The organism is Paenibacillus lycopersici (assembly GCF_010119935.1).
Classification (GTDB): Bacteria; Bacillota; Bacilli; order Paenibacillales; family Paenibacillaceae; genus Paenibacillus_Z; species Paenibacillus_Z lycopersici.
Map to the genome: position 1 here is coordinate 657544 of NZ_CP048209.1, position 16190 is coordinate 673733.

Annotated in this window: 12 protein-coding genes; 9 read left to right on the top strand and 3 right to left on the bottom strand. The window is 62.8% G+C overall.

The window, feature by feature from the left end:
* Window positions 1-17: 17 nt before the first annotated feature.
* Window positions 18-578, top strand: coding sequence for a helix-turn-helix domain-containing protein (locus GXP70_RS02995; protein ID WP_162355097.1), 561 nt, complete (start codon window positions 18-20; stop codon window positions 576-578).
* A gap of 410 nt (window positions 579-988) precedes the next feature.
* On the opposite strand, the gene GXP70_RS03000 is transcribed toward GXP70_RS02995, so the two are convergent.
* Window positions 989-2260, bottom strand: a complete 1272-nt coding sequence (locus GXP70_RS03000; RefSeq protein WP_162355098.1) for an MDR family MFS transporter — start codon at window positions 2258-2260, stop codon at window positions 989-991.
* A 235-nt stretch (window positions 2261-2495) separates the two neighbouring features.
* Between GXP70_RS03000 and GXP70_RS03005 the strand changes: the two genes are divergently transcribed.
* Window positions 2496-3299 (top strand): polysaccharide deacetylase family protein, encoded by an 804-nt coding sequence (locus tag GXP70_RS03005; protein WP_162355099.1) that lies wholly within the window; start codon window positions 2496-2498, stop codon window positions 3297-3299.
* A 585-nt stretch (window positions 3300-3884) separates the two neighbouring features.
* Here GXP70_RS03005 and GXP70_RS03010 read toward each other — a convergent pair.
* Window positions 3885-6989 carry a DEAD/DEAH box helicase gene (locus GXP70_RS03010; RefSeq protein WP_162360266.1) on the bottom strand — a complete coding sequence of 1035 codons (3105 nt, stop codon included), beginning with the start codon at window positions 6987-6989 and terminating at the stop codon, window positions 3885-3887.
* A gap of 2 nt (window positions 6990-6991) precedes the next feature.
* A complete protein-coding gene (locus GXP70_RS03015; protein ID WP_162355100.1) occupies window positions 6992-8728 on the bottom strand; it encodes a hypothetical protein in 1737 nt (578 codons plus the stop codon).
* Between the two features lie 249 nt (window positions 8729-8977).
* Here GXP70_RS03015 and GXP70_RS03020 point away from each other — a divergent pair, with 249 nt between their 5' ends.
* From GXP70_RS03020 to GXP70_RS03050, 7 genes are all read left to right on the top strand, one after another.
* The gene (locus tag GXP70_RS03020) at window positions 8978-10279 is read left to right on the top strand and encodes an NCS2 family permease (protein ID WP_162355101.1); all 1302 of its coding nucleotides are present in this window, start codon (window positions 8978-8980) and stop codon (window positions 10277-10279) included.
* Between the two features lie 113 nt (window positions 10280-10392).
* Window positions 10393-11076, top strand: coding sequence for a ribonuclease H (rnhA, locus tag GXP70_RS03025; protein ID WP_162355102.1), 684 nt, complete (start codon window positions 10393-10395; stop codon window positions 11074-11076).
* A gap of 316 nt (window positions 11077-11392) precedes the next feature.
* Window positions 11393-11707 (top strand): thioredoxin family protein, encoded by a 315-nt coding sequence (locus GXP70_RS03030; protein ID WP_162355103.1) that lies wholly within the window; start codon window positions 11393-11395, stop codon window positions 11705-11707.
* 291 nt (window positions 11708-11998) lie between these two features.
* A complete protein-coding gene (locus GXP70_RS03035) occupies window positions 11999-13081 on the top strand; it encodes a glycoside hydrolase family 172 protein (protein WP_162355104.1) in 1083 nt (360 codons plus the stop codon).
* A 164-nt stretch (window positions 13082-13245) separates the two neighbouring features.
* Window positions 13246-14535 carry a M48 family metallopeptidase gene (locus tag GXP70_RS03040; protein WP_225442642.1) on the top strand — a complete coding sequence of 430 codons (1290 nt, stop codon included), beginning with the start codon at window positions 13246-13248 and terminating at the stop codon, window positions 14533-14535.
* Window position 14536: 1 nt separating this feature from the next.
* Entirely contained in the window at window positions 14537-15280 is a 744-nt protein-coding gene (locus GXP70_RS03045; protein WP_162355105.1) for a hypothetical protein, read from the top strand.
* Between the two features lie 17 nt (window positions 15281-15297).
* The gene (locus GXP70_RS03050) at window positions 15298-16182 is read left to right on the top strand and encodes an ROK family protein (protein WP_162355106.1); all 885 of its coding nucleotides are present in this window, start codon (window positions 15298-15300) and stop codon (window positions 16180-16182) included.
* Window positions 16183-16190 lie beyond the last annotated feature (8 nt).

Below are 16190 nucleotides of genomic sequence, written 5' to 3' on the forward strand. Positions count from 1 at the left end.
AGGGGAGTGAGCCGTACATGGACATCGGCAATGCGATCCGCACGATCCGCAAGCGCAAGAACATCACCATCGCCCAAATATGCGAAGACACCGGGCTGTCCCAAGGCTTCATGAGCCAGGTCGAAACGAATAAAACGTCGCCTTCCATCGCGACGCTCGAGAATATCGCGAATGCGCTCAAGGTGCCGCTCGCCTACTTGCTGCTGCGCAAGGAAGAACGCATGCAGATCGTGCGCAAGGCGGATCGGATGATCACGACGAGCGGTCCGGAGCGGCTCAAGGTCGAGCATCTCGGCGCCGCCAAGAACATGCGCATGGTGATGGTCGAGCTGCCGCCGGGTGCGTCCACGGGCGAAACGCCGCATGCGCACGAGGGAGAAGAGGTGCATCTGGTGATCAAAGGCCGAATTTACGCCGAGCATGGGGAGGATACGGCCGAATTCGGGGAAGGCGATTCCTTCAGCTGGAACGCTTGCACGCCGCATCTCGTACGCAATATCGGCGAGGAAGCCGCCGTCATACTTATTTCCGTATATACGGAAGCGGAGCAGGGGGAGCCGTATTTCGGCCGGCAATGAACGGATGAGGGAGCCGACGTGTGAAGTGCGGCGGAATTGCTTGGCGGCAGTGCATGCCAAGCGTTAAAGGAGTGGAAAGGCGTCAAAAGGAGCGAAAGCGTTAAAGGAGTGGAAAGGCGTCAAAAGGAGCGGCAAGGCGTCAATGGAGCAGGAGCGTTAAGAAGTGGAAAGGCGTCAAAGGAGTGGGAAAGCGTCAAAAAAGTGGAAAGGCGTTATAATCGCCCAAAAACCGCAATCACATATGATTGCGGTTTTTGGCGCAGCGTAATTGCTGTTCTCGCGAGCCTTTCTCTGTGCGCGCATATGGCGCCTAAGCTATCGTGTGTCACAGCGCAGTGGAGTTGCGATCCTTCAGCATCTGCCCGAGCCATGGCGGGCAATCGCCGGGGAGAGCTTCTGCTGAAGTCCGCTTAAGCCTTGCGCGGCGGCTTATCCAGTTGGTTGAACATGACGTTGTAGATGAAGCCCGATACGACGGCAAGCAGGGCGAGCAATGCGAACGTCCATTTGAACCCAAGCAGGCCGGTGAGCGGGATGGACATCGGCGCGATGGTGCGGCCGAGCGTGAAGCGGAGGCTGGCCGCCGCGAAATATTGCCCGCGCATCGCCTCCGGCGCAAGCCGCGCGACGAACGCCTGCTGCGGTCCGGCGGACATGAGCTCCGCGAGCGTGAAGACGGCGATCGCCGCCGTGAAGCCCCAGAACGTCGACATGCCGCTGAACATAACGATGCCGGCGGCATAGAAGAGCGCGCCGCCGATGAATACGTACCGGTCGCGATACATCGTCATCCATTTGGTGACGATAACCGTGAAGACCGCGACGAACAGGCCGTTCTCCGAGACGATCAAGCCGAACAGCTGCTGGCCCGACATCGTCAGGTGCCAGTCGCGGAAGGAGAAGATCGTCGTCTGCGCAACCGTCTCCTTGAGGAAGACCGGGAACAGCAGATCGAGCTGCATGAACGTCTGCGCCAGCAGCACGCCCGCGATGCTGAAGAGCAGGAACACGCGATCCGTGGCGATGACCCGGTAATCGCGCAGCTGGGCGGCGACGGCGCCGTACCAAGGCGTGCCGGCTTTGGTACGGTGCCGTTCCGCAATATGAGCCGGCCGGCTTTCACCGAGCGCGCGGTTCATGACGAGCGCCAGCAGCGCGCAAATGACCGCGGCGGCGGCAAGCACCGCGTACGGATTGTCCGTGTACAGCAGCGAGCCGAGCAGCGGACCGACGACGACGGCGATGTTGACGGCGGTATAGAAGATCGCGAAGACGCCGGACTGATGCTTCTCGTCGACGACGTCCGCGACCATCGCCTGGCTGGCCGGCCAATAGAGCGCGCCGAACATGCTCGCCAGGCTGAAGCCGGCGAAGCCCGCGGCCGGCAAGTCCGTCCACGGCGACGCCGCCCAGGCGAACAGCGCATAGCCGAATGCCTGTCCGCTTGCCGCGAAAACCATCATTCGCTTGCGGCCGAACCGGTCCGCGCAGTAACCGCCGACCAGATTACCTAGCACCGACAGCAGCTGCGACAGGACGAGCAGGACGCCCGTCCAGCCTTTGCCGAACGATTTGGTGAAATAGATGGACAGGAACGGGAAGAACGTCCAGAAAATAACGTTGAATGCGGCTTCTCCGCCGAGGCGGATTTTCAAATTGCGGTCCCAATCTCGAATTCTCATAGGTGTGCGGTTTCCTCTAGATGTACGTTGTAAATTATTCATGCCGTTAAGCTTTATCATTATACACGTTCGAGCTTGGCCGGGGAACAGCAGGGCGTTATCGCAGCAAAGCTGCGGTGCGGGCTTCTTCGGCCGGGTCCGGGCAGCGCCGCAAGGAAAAAGTAACAGTGGCCCCTATTCGTGCGGGTATCGTATGATTATTGTACAAGATGCGCGGACAGGGAGGATGCAGCGGATGCGGATAGAGAGACGGATGAAGAAGCAGCTCCGGCTGGCCTGGGTCGCGGCGCTGCTGTTTATGGCCGCGTCGATATTCGTTACGGCCGAACAGCTGCTGCAATTCAAGCGGACGGTCGCGTTCGCCTCAGCGGAACCGTCTTCGGCGCGGATTCCGGTGCTGTGCTATCATTCCATCGCGGATAACGGGGCGGGGAACGATTATATCGTCTCGCCGGAAGCGTTCCGGGAGCAGATGGCATGGCTGCATGAACAAGGCTACAGAAGCATCGATATGCAAGAGTTCGGCGCAATCCTGTCGGGCGAGGAACCTTCGACGGGCAGGGAAGTGCTCATCACGTTCGACGACGGCTATCGGAACAACTATACGGCGGCGCTGCCCGTGCTGAAGCAATACGGCTACCGGGCGACGGAGTTTCTCGTGACCAACTGGGTTGGCGGAGACGCGTACTTGACGTGGGACCAAGTGAAAGAGCTGCGCGCGGCAGGCTGGGACATCATGGCGCATACGCGGACGCACCCTTATCTGCCGCTTCATACGGCGAAGACGCAGCGCGACGAGATTGCCGGTTCCAAAGCCGCGATCGAACGGAAGCTCGGCACCAGCGTGACCGCGATCGCCTACCCGTACGGGCTGCGCAGCGAGGAGACGATGCGCATCGCGAAGCAGAGCGGCTACGCCTACGCGTTCACGTTCGACGACGGCTGGACGACGAGCGAGCAGAACCCTTACCTGCTGAAGCGGCTGTTCATCGCGGGGGATCAGACGCTGGCGGACTTTGAGCGGAAAATGAAGTCGTGATAGGGGCGGGACTTAGGAGCTCCTAGTTGATAGGCGAAAGGACCTTGATTCCACGGAGGTGAAATGCCCCGCACTTGTTAGACAGCATCTAACGAGTGCGGGGCATTTTTGTGAGTGGGTTTAATTTTACCGCGTGCATGGCATGGAAGGCTTGGCCAAGAGGTATGGAGCACACTACACTGCACAAGTGGATGTGCCCCTTTTATTTCGCGCCAGGCGATCCGGAGTGGACAGCCTATTGACAGAAAGCGCGGGGATCCGGCGGATGTAGTGTATCCCGTCAGTAGACTTGCAAAGAACCTCGCACATCTGCTGCAGAATAGCAAAAAAGTCCTGAAGTTGCCATTCGGGCAACTTTACCGCCGCAGATCGGCAAGTTTGTCGATAAAGCTGTCATTCGGACAACTTTATTCGCCGCAGACCGTCAAAAATGCCGGGAAAGTTGCTAATCGGGCAACTTTACCCAGTACCCTGTGCACTACATTGGCGGAATAGCGCCAGATCAGGCAGATGTAATGTACACCGTACACTACATTAGCGGCAAAGCGCGGGGATCCGGCGGATCTAGTGCATCCCATGCAGCCATCAGTCCGACCAATCCCGCCGGAGCGTGAACAGGTCGCGCAGCGCGTCCGTCGACAGCTCCGTGATCCAGCCTTCCGAGCTCGTGATGACGTCGTCGCTCAGCTGCTGCTTGCTCTCGAGCATTTCGTCGATGCGCTCCTCCAAGGTTCCGAGCGAGATGAACTTATGCACCTGCACGTCCCGCGTCTGGCCCATCCGGTACGCGCGGTCCGTCGCCTGGTTCTCGACGGCGGGATTCCACCAGCGGTCGAAGTGGAACACGTGGTTGGCCGCGGTCAGGTTCAGGCCGACGCCGCCCGCTTTAATCGACAGGATGAAAATATTCGGCTGCCGTTCGGCCGGCAAGGAGCGCGACTGGAAGTCTTCGATCATCCGATCGCGCGCCGTCTTGGAGGTGCCGCCGTGCAGGTAGAGCACCGGCTCGCCGAGCTCCTGCTCCAGCACGCGCTGCAGCATCTGGCCCATGCCGATGTACTGCGTGAAAATCAAACACCGCTCGCCCTCGTCCCGCAGCTCCTGCACCAGATCGAGCAGCCGCTCCAGCTTGGCGGAACGGCTGATGAGCGCGGCGGTCTCGGCCGCTGCCTCGTCCTTGTCCTCCGGCAGCGGCACCGCCTCCTTCGTCAGCAGCACGGGGTGGTCGCACAGCTGCTTCAGCTGCGTGAGCGCGGACAGGATCGCTCCTTTGCGATGGATGCCTTCCAGCTTCTTCACCTGCTCCATCAGTTCGCCGACGGTCTGCTCATACAGCGCGCTCTGCTCGGCGGTGAGATGGATATACGTCTTCATCTCGTTCTTCTCCGGCAGATCCAGCATGATGTTCGGATCCTTCTTCTTCCGGCGGAGCATGAACGGCTTCACGAGGCGCTGCAGCTCCTGCGTGCGCTTCTCGTCGCGTTCCCGCTCGATCGCCTGGCCGAATTGCTCGCCGAAGGCGCGGGCGCTGCCGAGATAGCCCGGATTCGTAAAATCGTAAATCGACCACAGCTCCGCCAGCCGGTTCTCGATCGGCGTCCCGGTCAGCGCGATGCGGTGCCGGGCCGGGAAGCTCTTGACGGCGATGGACTGCTTCGTGCCGGCATTCTTGATATTCTGCGCCTCGTCGAGGCAAATCGCCGACCATGTCCAGCGCCGCAGATTCTCCTGATCGAGCGTCGCCGTCGCGTAGGAGGTCAGCACGAGATCGGCCTCGCCGGCCGCATCGAAGAACGCGTCGCCCGTCAGCCGCTTGCTGCCGTAATGGAGCAGAATGCGCAGCGAAGGCGCGAAGCGGCGCACTTCCTTCTGCCAGTTCCCCAGCACGGAGGTCGGGCAGACAAGCAGCGCCGGCCGCCGCTCGCCGCCGGCCGCGGCGGTCTCGGAGACATGCAGCAGGTACGTAATGAATTGAATCGTCTTGCCGAGTCCCATATCGTCGGCGAGGCAGGCGCCGAGCCCGAAGCGCCGGAGGAAGGCGAGCCAGGCGAACCCGTCGCGCTGGTAGCTGCGCAGCTCCGCGTGCAGCGTGGAGGGGACGTCGACCGACGGCCAATCCTTCTGCCCGGTCAACTGATCCATCAGTCTCGCCATAGGGGCATTCAGCTCGACTTCAACCGAAATGCCGTCTTCCTCGTCTTCCTCGTTCGTTCCTGCCCCCGCTTGGGCGCCTTCGGCTTTGGCGCGCAGCGCCGCATCGCGGAAAGCGGCGGCGTTGGCGTTCCGCAAATGCATCTGCAGCACGTCCTGGAAGGACAGCCCTTTGCGCGGATCGACGCCCGCCATCGCCTTGCGGATTTGCGCCAGCAGCGCGGGATCGAGCGGCACCCATTGGCCGCGGAATTGGACGAGCCGTTCGCCGCGGGCGACCAGTTCCTTGAACTCGTCCTCGCTCAGCTCGGCATCGCCGATGGAGACGCGCCAGTCGAAGTCGATGAGCGCATCGAGGCCGAAGAAGGATTTCTGGCCGCCTGCCTTGGCGCCCTCGCCCGCCGCGGCCCCTTGACCGGGGCGGATCTTCGCGCGCAGGCGCGGTTTCTTCCGGCTGGCCTCTTCCCACCAGCCGGGCAGGAGCACCTGCCAGCCGGCGGTCAAGAGACGCTGGCTGTCCACGGTCAAGAACTGCCATGCCGCGCCGTCCGTCAGCGGGCCGTTCAGCACGTCCGCGGAGCTGCCGGCGAGGCGCTCCGACGGCAGGCTCGCCTGCAAGTGCGCGAGCCAGGACGCGGAGCGCTCGCGCACGTGCGGCGTCCAGCCGGAGGGCCATGTCCCGAAGGCTTCGCCGTCCATGCCCAGCCGGACCGGCACGAGCTTCGCCGGTTCGAGCTTGTCCTGCAGCATAAGCGCCAGCCGCCAGCCGCTTTCGGCTTCTTCCGGCTCCGACAGCTGCAAAAGCGGCCGGAACGGCAAGGTGTCGGCCTTCCAACCGGCGGCGACGAGCCAGGCGCGCTCGTCCATGCCCGCGGCCGCTTCGGCGCGGTCGCGCGCGAAGAGCAGCGGGAAATCCCGCCGCAGATCGCCGGCGGCTTCTTCCGAGCTGTAATAGCGCAGGAATACGGCCGCGGAGAAGGCCGCCTGAACCCCTTCGGCAAAGCCGCTGGAACGCTCCCCGTCCGCCGCGTCTTCCTCGTCCCAGCCGTCCCGCTCGTCGTTGTCGTAAACGCCGGCGCCAGGCGCTTGCCCCGGGTCCGCGTCGGCGCCGCCGCGCAGCGTTCGCAACGCTTTCCGCGCGCGGGTGTCCAACGCCTCCGCGTCCCAGATCCAGCGCAGCTTGCCGGCCTTGTACGCGGCGAAGCTCGGCATGTATTTGCGCTCCGCGATGCATGATTCGAGCAATGGCGCGATCGCGGCGAGCCGCGCGGCGTCGCCTTCGAACCGCCAGTCGATATGCTTCATCAATAGGCGGCGGTCCGCGAAGAACGGAATGACCATCTCCGCGGGCAGCACGATAAGCTCGAGTTCGTCCTGCAGCTTCTCGATGTCCAGCTCCGTCCCGTAGAAGGACGGCTCATGCCAGGCGAACAGGCGCTGCTTCACGAACAGCCCGCTCGCGTGAGCGGAAGGGAGGGAGCCGTGTATGAGCGCATCTCCGTGCTCCGTCAGGTTGACCTGGATGTTCAAGGTTTCCATGCTCACGACAGCAGGCCTCCTTTGCGCAATTCTTCCTGCAGCGCGCGGAGCCTGCTGTTCCGGCCGGCGAAGGCCGCGAAGAACTGCTCCCACCGTTCTTCGCGCTTCAGGCGCGCATACAGCTTGGACAGCCGTTTCAGCAGCTTCGTCGCCGCTTTGTAGCCGTCGCGGTTCTTCTGCAGCACGTAACGTTCCACGGCTTGGTGGTAGAAGGGGAGCAGCAGCTCGGGCGCTTCCTTCTCGATCGGCTTCAGGTCGCCGACCCGGAACGAGAGCGGCTCTTCGCCGCTGTAGATCTGATAATCGATCCAGCGTTCCCATTTGCCATGGGCCGCGAGCGCTTGTTCATAGATCTTGCGGGAGAACGGCAGCATGGCCGCGAGCGTATCCCACATGGCGGGCTCCGCTTCCGGCAATTGCCCGGCGACGATCGACCAATAGTCCCCGTAAGGGGCCAAGTCGTCGGCGCGGAAGCCGGTCAGCAGCGGGCCGGTCTCGATCAGCCAGTCGCGCAGCCGCTCCCATTGCCCGGCCCCGTTCAGCGTCTCGAGCAGCGCCGTGAGATGCCCGGGCTTCAGCAGCAGGCTGCTCCCGCGCTCGCGGAGCAGACGGAACGCTTCCCCGTCGCGCTCCAGGAAGAGCAGCAGCAGGCATTGCGCGATCGTCCACGGGAGCGGCGACAAGGCATTGCCCAGCGCCTGCCGCGCCGCTTGCAGCTGCTGCAGCTCTTCCTCGTACAGCGGCTTGCTTCCGGCCGAAGCGGGAGACAGCCAGTGCAGCCATAACGACTGATACAGAGGCGCGAAACAATGAAGCGTCTTGTCTTCCGTCAGCATCCGTTCCCGCAGCAGGGCAGCCGTTTCCAGCAAATGCCGCCAATAGGCGGACGACCCGGAAGCGAGCGCCAGCTTCTCCTCCAGCAGCTGCCGCGTCTGCGCGACCAGCCCGTCCAGCGCCTGCTGCGCATGGAAGCCCATGAAGAGCCCGGACTGCCGCCAGTCGGCTTGGGCCGGCTTGACCATCTGCTCCAGCACGAACAGCGACGCATGGAGGTTGAACAGCTGCTCCAGCGCATAGGGCAGCTCGGGCCTCATCGCCTGCAGCTCGTCCAACAGGGCGCCGGCTTCCTGCGCGGTCCGGACGTGCATATGAAGCGGCCCTTTGCGCAGAAGGAAGCGTTCATGCCACTGCGCCACGGACAGCTCCGTCAGCTCCTGCTCGGTCAGCGTCGGCCGGGGCCGGGGGCTGACGGCACCTCCCGAACGAAGCGCCGGTCTGCCCGCATTCGGCTGCTCCCCGCCGCGTTCGGCTCCCGTGCGAGCCGCACTCGCGCCTGCCGAGGGGCCAGGCCTGCCCGTACCCGAACCTGCCCCGATCCCGTCGCCGGTCTTGTGCGCAATCTTAACGCCGGCGCGCGCATTGACGATCGCCTGGATCGGCCTGCCGCACTGCTCGGCGTATTGCATGAGCGCGGCGATCAAATGCGAGCAGCCCCGTTCGAGCGAACAATCGCATGTACTGCCGGCGATATAGCCCAGATCGATGGCGGCCTCGTGCATCCGGGTGTCTTTCACGCGCGCATCCACATGAACGCCGTCGTCCCGAAGCGCCAGCGACTCCACGCGCCCCTGCTTGTAATATTGAAAACCGCGCATGCGCGTCAGTTCGTCGAAATGCGCGGCGACGCCTTCAAGCAGCCTCCGCCACGCCGTATCGTCTATCGTAAAATCCGTATCCATGTTCGGCAAACTCCCTATTCCGCGATCGGACGGTTTTATATGTTGCATCCGCAGCGCTCGTATGCTGCGATCATCCCGATATCGCTCTCTATTATACCAGTTCTTGCAGCCGCCCGGCCCGAACGCAGTCCTAATTTTCGGCTCGGACGACGCATTGCGCGGGATAAGATTACACCGTTCGCCAATAGGGGAAAATGCAAGTATACATGGCAGAGGCAGCCGCCTTCGCCGCCCGGGAGGATTGCATGCATGGACAAGCTATTCAAGCTGCAAGACAGAGGCACGACCGTCGGAACGGAAGTGATGGCCGGCATTACGACATTTCTGACGATGGTGTACATCGTCATCGTGAACCCGGGCATTCTGAGCAAGACGGGCATGGACTTCCACGGCGTCTTCATCGCGACCGTGCTGGCCAGCATCGTCGCCACGCTCATCATGGGGCTGTTCGCCAACTATCCGATCGTGCTTGCGCCGGGCATGGGGCTCAATGCGTACTTCGCCTTCACCGTCGTTTCCCCGGACGACGGGGTCACGTGGCAGATCGCGCTCGGCGCCGTGTTCGCCGCCGGCGTGATCTTCATTCTGCTGTCGCTGACGTCGTTCCGTTACATGCTGCTGGACGCCATACCGTCCAGCCTGAAGCATGCCATCACGGCGGGCATCGGACTGTTCATCACGTTCATCGGCCTGCAAAATGCCGGCGTTGTCGTCGATTCCCCCTCGACGCTGCTGACGCTCGGCGATCTGACCAAGCCGATGACGGCGCTGACGCTCGTCGGTCTCGTCGTCTCGCTTATCCTGATGGCGTACCGGGTACGGGGTTACCTGTTCATCGGGATACTCGTCACCGCGGTCATCGCGCTGCTGATGGGACAGATGGAGCTGCCTCCGAGCCTCGTCGCCATGCCGGGCGGCCTGGATGCGACGGCGCTGCAGCTGAACATCGGGGGCGTGTTCGAGCATGGCCTGTACGCCGTCGTCTTTACTTTCCTGCTCATTACGCTGTTCGATACGACGGGCACCATGCTCGGGGTCGCGGAGCAGGCGGGGCTGCTGAAGGACGGCAAGTTTCCGCGTTCCCAGGGAGCGCTGCTGGCGGATGCGGCCGGCACGTCCGCCGGCGCGCTGCTCGGCACGAGCCCGACGTCGGCGTACATCGAATCGACCGCAGGCGTTGCCGCCGGCGGACGAACGGGGCTGACGGCGGTCGTCGTCTGCGTGCTGCTGGCGCTGACGCTGTTCTTCTCGCCCGTTATCGCCATGCTCGCGGGCATGCCCGCCATCACGGCGCCGGCGCTCATTATCGTCGGCTTTCTGATGCTGGACGTGCTGCGGCGGATCGAGTGGAACGAGCTGGAGGAAGCTTTTCCGGCCTTCCTGATCGTCGTGCTCATGCCCTTGACGTACAGTATCGCGACGGGCATCGGCGTCGGGTTCATCGCCTATCCGCTGCTTAAGCTGGCCCGGGGCCGAGGCGGGGACGTGCATCCGGTATTCTACGTGTTCGCGGTGCTCTTCTTCATCCAGATCGTGTTCTTCAGCCACTGAAGCGGTCGATGAAATTCGGCTGGCATAGAGGGTTTTGCGGCCCGCTCGTCGAAACCGTGAAAACCCGTTCTTCGCGAACGGAGTCAGAATGACGATTAGAAGAGGGTGCAGTTATGGCCAAGCAAAAATTTTATGTCGTCTGGGTCGGCCGCCAGCCGGGCGTGTATGCGAGCTGGTCCGAATGCCAGGAGCAGATCAATAAGTTCGACGATGCCAAATTCAAATCGTACGAAAGCCGGGCCGAGGCGGAAGAAGCCTATCGGGGCGGCTGGAAGAAGTATTGGGGCCAAGGCGCAGGCAGAGCCAAGAGCGCTTCGGGCGCAGGAGCCGCGAAGAGCGGAGGCGGCCAATTCCGCCGCAAGCCGGCGGCGTCCGGGGACGAGCCGGGAGAGATCGACTACGACAGCATTTCCGTCGACGTCGGCACGAGCGGCAACCCGGGTCCGGTGGAATACAAGGGCGTGGACACGCGGACGGGGGAAGTGATTTTCGCGGTCGGGCCGGTGAAGAAGGGGACGAACAACCTCGGGGAGTTCCTCGCCATCGTGCACGCGCTCGCGTTGCTGAAGCAGCAGGGCAGCAGCAAGACGGTGTACAGCGATTCCATGAACGCGCTGAAATGGGTCAAGCAGAAGAACGTCTCCACCACGCTGCCGCGCGACGCATCGACCGCCGAGATCTGGGACATGGTCGACCGCGCGGTCCGCTGGCTGCAGACGAACGCCTACAGCAACAAGGTGCTGAAGTGGCAGACGAAGCAGTGGGGCGAGATCAAAGCGGACTACGGACGAAAATAACATGCGCGAGGCTGGGACGGCCGGGCGGAACGAAACGTACGCCTCTTAAACGGCTTGTAAAGAACGCTTCCGGCAAGTCTGCGAACCTTACGCATGCTAATGAAGGATCAACGGCTCAATTGGGAGACGGATCGGCTCAATAGCGCCGCTAGGATTCGTTGCGCTGCAGAAAGCCGGGGAATGGGGACGAATAGCGTGAATAGGGTTCGTCCCGGGAGCGCGCGGGGCGGACGGTTCCAATGCACGGCATGCTCATGCGCAGCGTATTCCCGCGCAGCGTGATTCTTACGTACATTCCATGGAAAGGGGGATCCCCATGCCGCTTGAGGAATTAACGGAGCGGGAGTGGCTGGCGAAGGACAAGGCTCCCCGCGAGGCGGTGTTCTTCTACACGCCGCTGTGCGGCACCTGCAAGGTTGCGCTGCGCATGCTGGAGATCGCCGAAGCCGCCGGCGCCGCGCTGCCGATCGCGAAGATCAACATCAATTTCGCGCCCGCCTTCCGGGACGGCTGGCGGATCGCCAGCGTGCCGGCGCTCGTGCTCGTGCAGGACGGCGTGCCGGTGCGGACCGAATACGCCATGCAGTCGGTGGACGCGCTCTACGCGCTGCTGAAGACGTTCTCCCCGTAGTGGCGGGGAGGGCGTTTTTTTGCTGCCTATGTCCGTGCCTGGGTTAGCCCGCAATTCAAGACAGGAGCAGCGTTTACTCGCTTTTTTATAAGTTGTTCTGATCGGCATTGCATGCCGTCTCCGGTTTCTTCTGACAATCTTCACCGCTATATTCCGGCGGCTCGGCTCGCTTCTGCGGTTTTCATGTCCTTTCATGCGAAAAGTCGTTGACAGGCTGTCCAAGGCGGGATAGCATAAGTCCCATATTCACCCATTAAAGCGATTTCAATCACCTTCAAAGGAGAGGGCACGATGTTTGAATTCAATGGCTTAGATATGCATATGGGCAATTTGGCGAGACTGTCGAACGCGAAGAGCCGTTCGATCAGCGCGGAGAATTTCACGGGCGAACCGGGCAAAGGCGGCATGGCGACCGAAGGGACGGGCGCGAACTGCGCGCGCGACTTGGGTATCGGCTGGAAGGTGTCGCCTTCCGTAGCCATCGAGGCAGGCAAGACGTTCACGATGGGCGAAATCGACGGGCCGGGCGCCATTCAGCATATTTGGATGACGACGGCGCCGAACATCTGGCGGACGATGATTCTGCGCATTTACTGGGATGGCGAGGATACGCCGTCCGTCGAAGCGCCGATCGGCGACTTCTTCTGCAACGGCTGGACGGAGCGGGTCAACGTCAACTCCTTCCCGGTGGCCGTCAATCCGGCCGGCGGCATGAACTGCTACTGGCAGATGCCGTTCCGCAAGTCGGCTCGCTTCACGATGGAGAACACGGGCACGGAGACGGCGGTGCTGTATTACCAAATCGACTACGCGCTGACGGAGGTTCCATCCGACATGGCGTATTTCCATGCGCAGTGGCGCAGAAGCAATCCGGTGCCGTATAAAGACGTGCATACGCTCATCGACGGCGTTCAGGGCAAAGGCCACTACGTCGGCTGCTACCTGGCATGGCAGGTGAACAATACCGGCTGGTGGGGCGAGGGCGAAATCAAATTCTTCATGGACGACGACAAGGAATTCCCGACGATCTGCGGCACGGGCACGGAGGATTACTTCGGCGGCGCCTGGAACTGGGAGCATCCGAGAGGCGAATACGGCACGTACTCCACGCCGTTCCTCGGCATGCATCAGGTCATCAAGCCGGACGGGCTGTACCGCAGCCAGACGCGCTTCGGCATGTACCGCTGGCATGTGCAGGATCCGATCCGTTTCGAGTCCGGCCTGCGCGTGACGATCCAGGATCTCGGCTGGCGCTCCGGCGGACGGTACTTGCCGCAGCAGAGCGACATCGCGTCGACGGTGTTCTGGTACCAGTCGGAGCCGCATGCCGCGTTCCCGGAACTGCCGGGCAATGACGAGCGCGAGGTTATTTAATAGCGACGAGCAGGAGCCGGCTTCGAGAGAAGCCGGCTTTTTGCGCGGCCGTTCGTCGGGATACGGGCCGCGCATTCGTTGGCGTCTGGGGACAATTACCTTTTGGCATAACGAAATGGTATGATGGGTGCATCAAATTACGGGTCATGCAGGAGATGATGAAGGTGGCAAAGTCTTGGCGCAGACGCTCGCCGATGTTGAAATGGCTGGTCTTGACGGCCGTGTACGCCATACTGGCGGCGGTGTACGTCTGGTACACCTCGCCGAACGACGTGCCGGCCGCTTACAAGGGCACGCCGGCCGATCCCGCGACGTACTTCTCGCCGCAGCAGCTGAAGGACAGCGAGGTGGTCAACCCGATCCGCAACTGGATCTTCTTCGCCAGCATACCGTGGGAATGGCTGATCTACTTGTTCCTGCTGTCCGGCGGGCTGGCCCGGAACTGGCGCGATGCGCTGGAGCGGAGCGGACTGCCGCTCGTGCTGCGGTTCCCGCTGTTCGTGCTGTTCGTGGATCTGGCGTCGTTCGTGCTATACTTGCCTTTGCGGATTTTCAGCTACGGGCTGTCCAGGCATTACGGCATTACGACGCAGCCGGCGGCGAGCTGGATCCGGGACAAGCTCGTCTCGTTCGGGATCGGGTACGTGACGATGCTCGCGGTATCCGCGGTCGCCTTCTGGGTCCTGTCGCGGCGCGGCCGCTGGTGGCTGAAGCTGTGGCTGATCTCGGTGCCGTTCACCGTGTTCATGATGTACGTCGAGCCGGTCGTTATCGACCCGTTGTATAATCGGTTCACGCGCCTGTCCGATCCGCAGCTGGAGGCCAAAATTCTGGCTCTCGCCGACAAGGCGGATATTCCCGCGGATCGGGTGTACGAGGTCGACATGTCGAAGAAAACGAATGCCGTCAACGCTTACGTCACGGGCATCGGACCGTCTCTGCGCATCGTGCTGTGGGATACGACGCTCAAGCAGCTGACGGAGCCTGAAATTCTGTTCATCATGGCGCATGAGATGGGGCATTACGCCATGCATCATCTGGAGTGGAGCGCGGTCGGCGCGGTCGGCTCCTCGCTCGCCGTCATTTTCATCGGCGGCTGGATCTATGTCTGGAGCATCCGCCGCTGGGGCGACGACTGGGGGATCCGCGGCCGTTCCGACATGGCGGGGCTGCCGCTCGTGCTGCTCATCCTGGCGGTGCTGTCGTTCGTGTCGCTTCCGGTCAGCAACGCCGTCTCCCGGAACGCGGAGTCCGCGGCGGACGCCTACGGCATGAAGCTGATGAACAGCGCGGGGGGCGAGGTATCCATGCAGCAGAAGACGGGCGTCGTTACGCTGACGGACGTTAATCCGCCGCTGCTCGTGCACTGGTTCCGCGACGATCATCCGAGCGATATGGAGCGGATCGTCGCCGCCATGAAATTCGCCAAGTCCCACGGGCAGCCGGGTTCCTAGCATGAGGACGGAGCATCGCGAGCGCCCGAATGTGTCGCTGTACCTGCTTGCGGGTTTGGCGACCGCGCCGTTATTTATGGAAAGCCTTCGCGGCGCGTTGCATGGTATACTGGAGCGAGAAGGGTTCGGCGTCCGAACGTCGCAGCTGCTGTTCCCTTACGGCGATTGGAGCCGCCGCGCCGTGCCCCAGCTGTGGGAGATCAGCCGCGACATGCGGCTTCGCCCCGGGCGGTTCGGCCGCTCCGTCGGCGGCCGCCGCGCCCTGGACAGCATCGCCGCCGGCTGGCGCGAGAAGCCGGGCAGCACGGATCGCATCGTGCTGATCGGCCACAGCGGCGGCGGCGTCGCGGCCGTCCACGCCGCCTGGCAGCTGCACGACCAGCTCGGCGGTCCGCCGCCTCCGGTCGTCATGATCGGGTCGCCCCGCTGCCGCATTCCGGAGGAATTGCAGGCATCGGTGCTGTTCGCGTACGCCGGCCCGGCCGCGGAAGCGGCGGCTGCGCCGGGGAAGCCGTCCGACGCCGTCGCAAGGCTCGGCACGTTCGGCGGCTGGCGCGGCGCGGGCAGGCCCCGGCCGGGCTGGCAGAAGGACAAGCACGCGCCGCATGACATGCGCGGCGTGCCGATTATCGGGAAGCACGCGGATTATTTTCGCGAACGGGAGCCTTACGTGAACGAACTTGGACTATCGAATCTGCGCTTGACGCTGAGCGTCGTCTGGCCGTGGTTGAGAGAGAGAATCTAGAGGAGGAAGGGCAAGGCATGCGTATTGGAGCGATTGAAGCCGGCGGAACGAAATTCGTTTGCGGCATCGGCAACGAGAATGGAGAAATTTTGGAGCGGGTGAGCTTCCCGACGGAGCGTCCGGAGGTGACCCTGGCGAACGTCATCGCGTACTTCCGCGATAAAGAAGTCGAGGCGATCGGCATCGGTTCCTTCGGACCGATCGACATCGATCCGTCGAGCCCGACCTACGGGTACGTCACGACGACGCCGAAGCCGGGCTGGGGCAATTATCCGTTCCTGCCCGAGCTGCGCAAGGCGTTCGACGTGCCGTTCGGCTGGGATACGGACGTGAACGCGGCGGCGCTCGGCGAAGCGACTTGGGGCGCCGCGGCCGGTCTGGACAGCTGCCTGTACTACACGATCGGCACCGGCGTCGGCGTCGGCGTGTACGCGGAAGGCAAGCTTGTCCACGGCCTTGTTCATCCCGAAGGCGGGCATGTGCTGACGCGCCGCCATCCGGAAGATACGTACGAAGGCTTCTGCCCGTATCACGGCGATTGCCTCGAAGGCATGGCGGCGGGGCCAGCCCTTGAAGGCCGTTGGAAAGTGAAAGGCAGCGAGCTTGGCGTCGACCACAAAGCATGGGAGATCGAAGCGTTCTACATCGGCCAAGCCGTTGCCGGCGCGGTGCTGCTCATGTCGCCGAAGCGGGTCATCCTGGGCGGCGGCGTCATGCACCAGATGCAGCTGTTCCCGCTGATCCGCGAGCAGGTGCGCAAGAACCTGAACGGCTACGTCAGCGCGGAAGCGGTGCTTGCGGGCATCGACGCGTACATCGTGCCGCCGGGTCTCGGCGACAATGCCGGCCTCAGCGGTTCGCTGGCGCTCGGCCTGCGCGCGCTCGAAGCAAGCGCGAAATAGCGTAAATA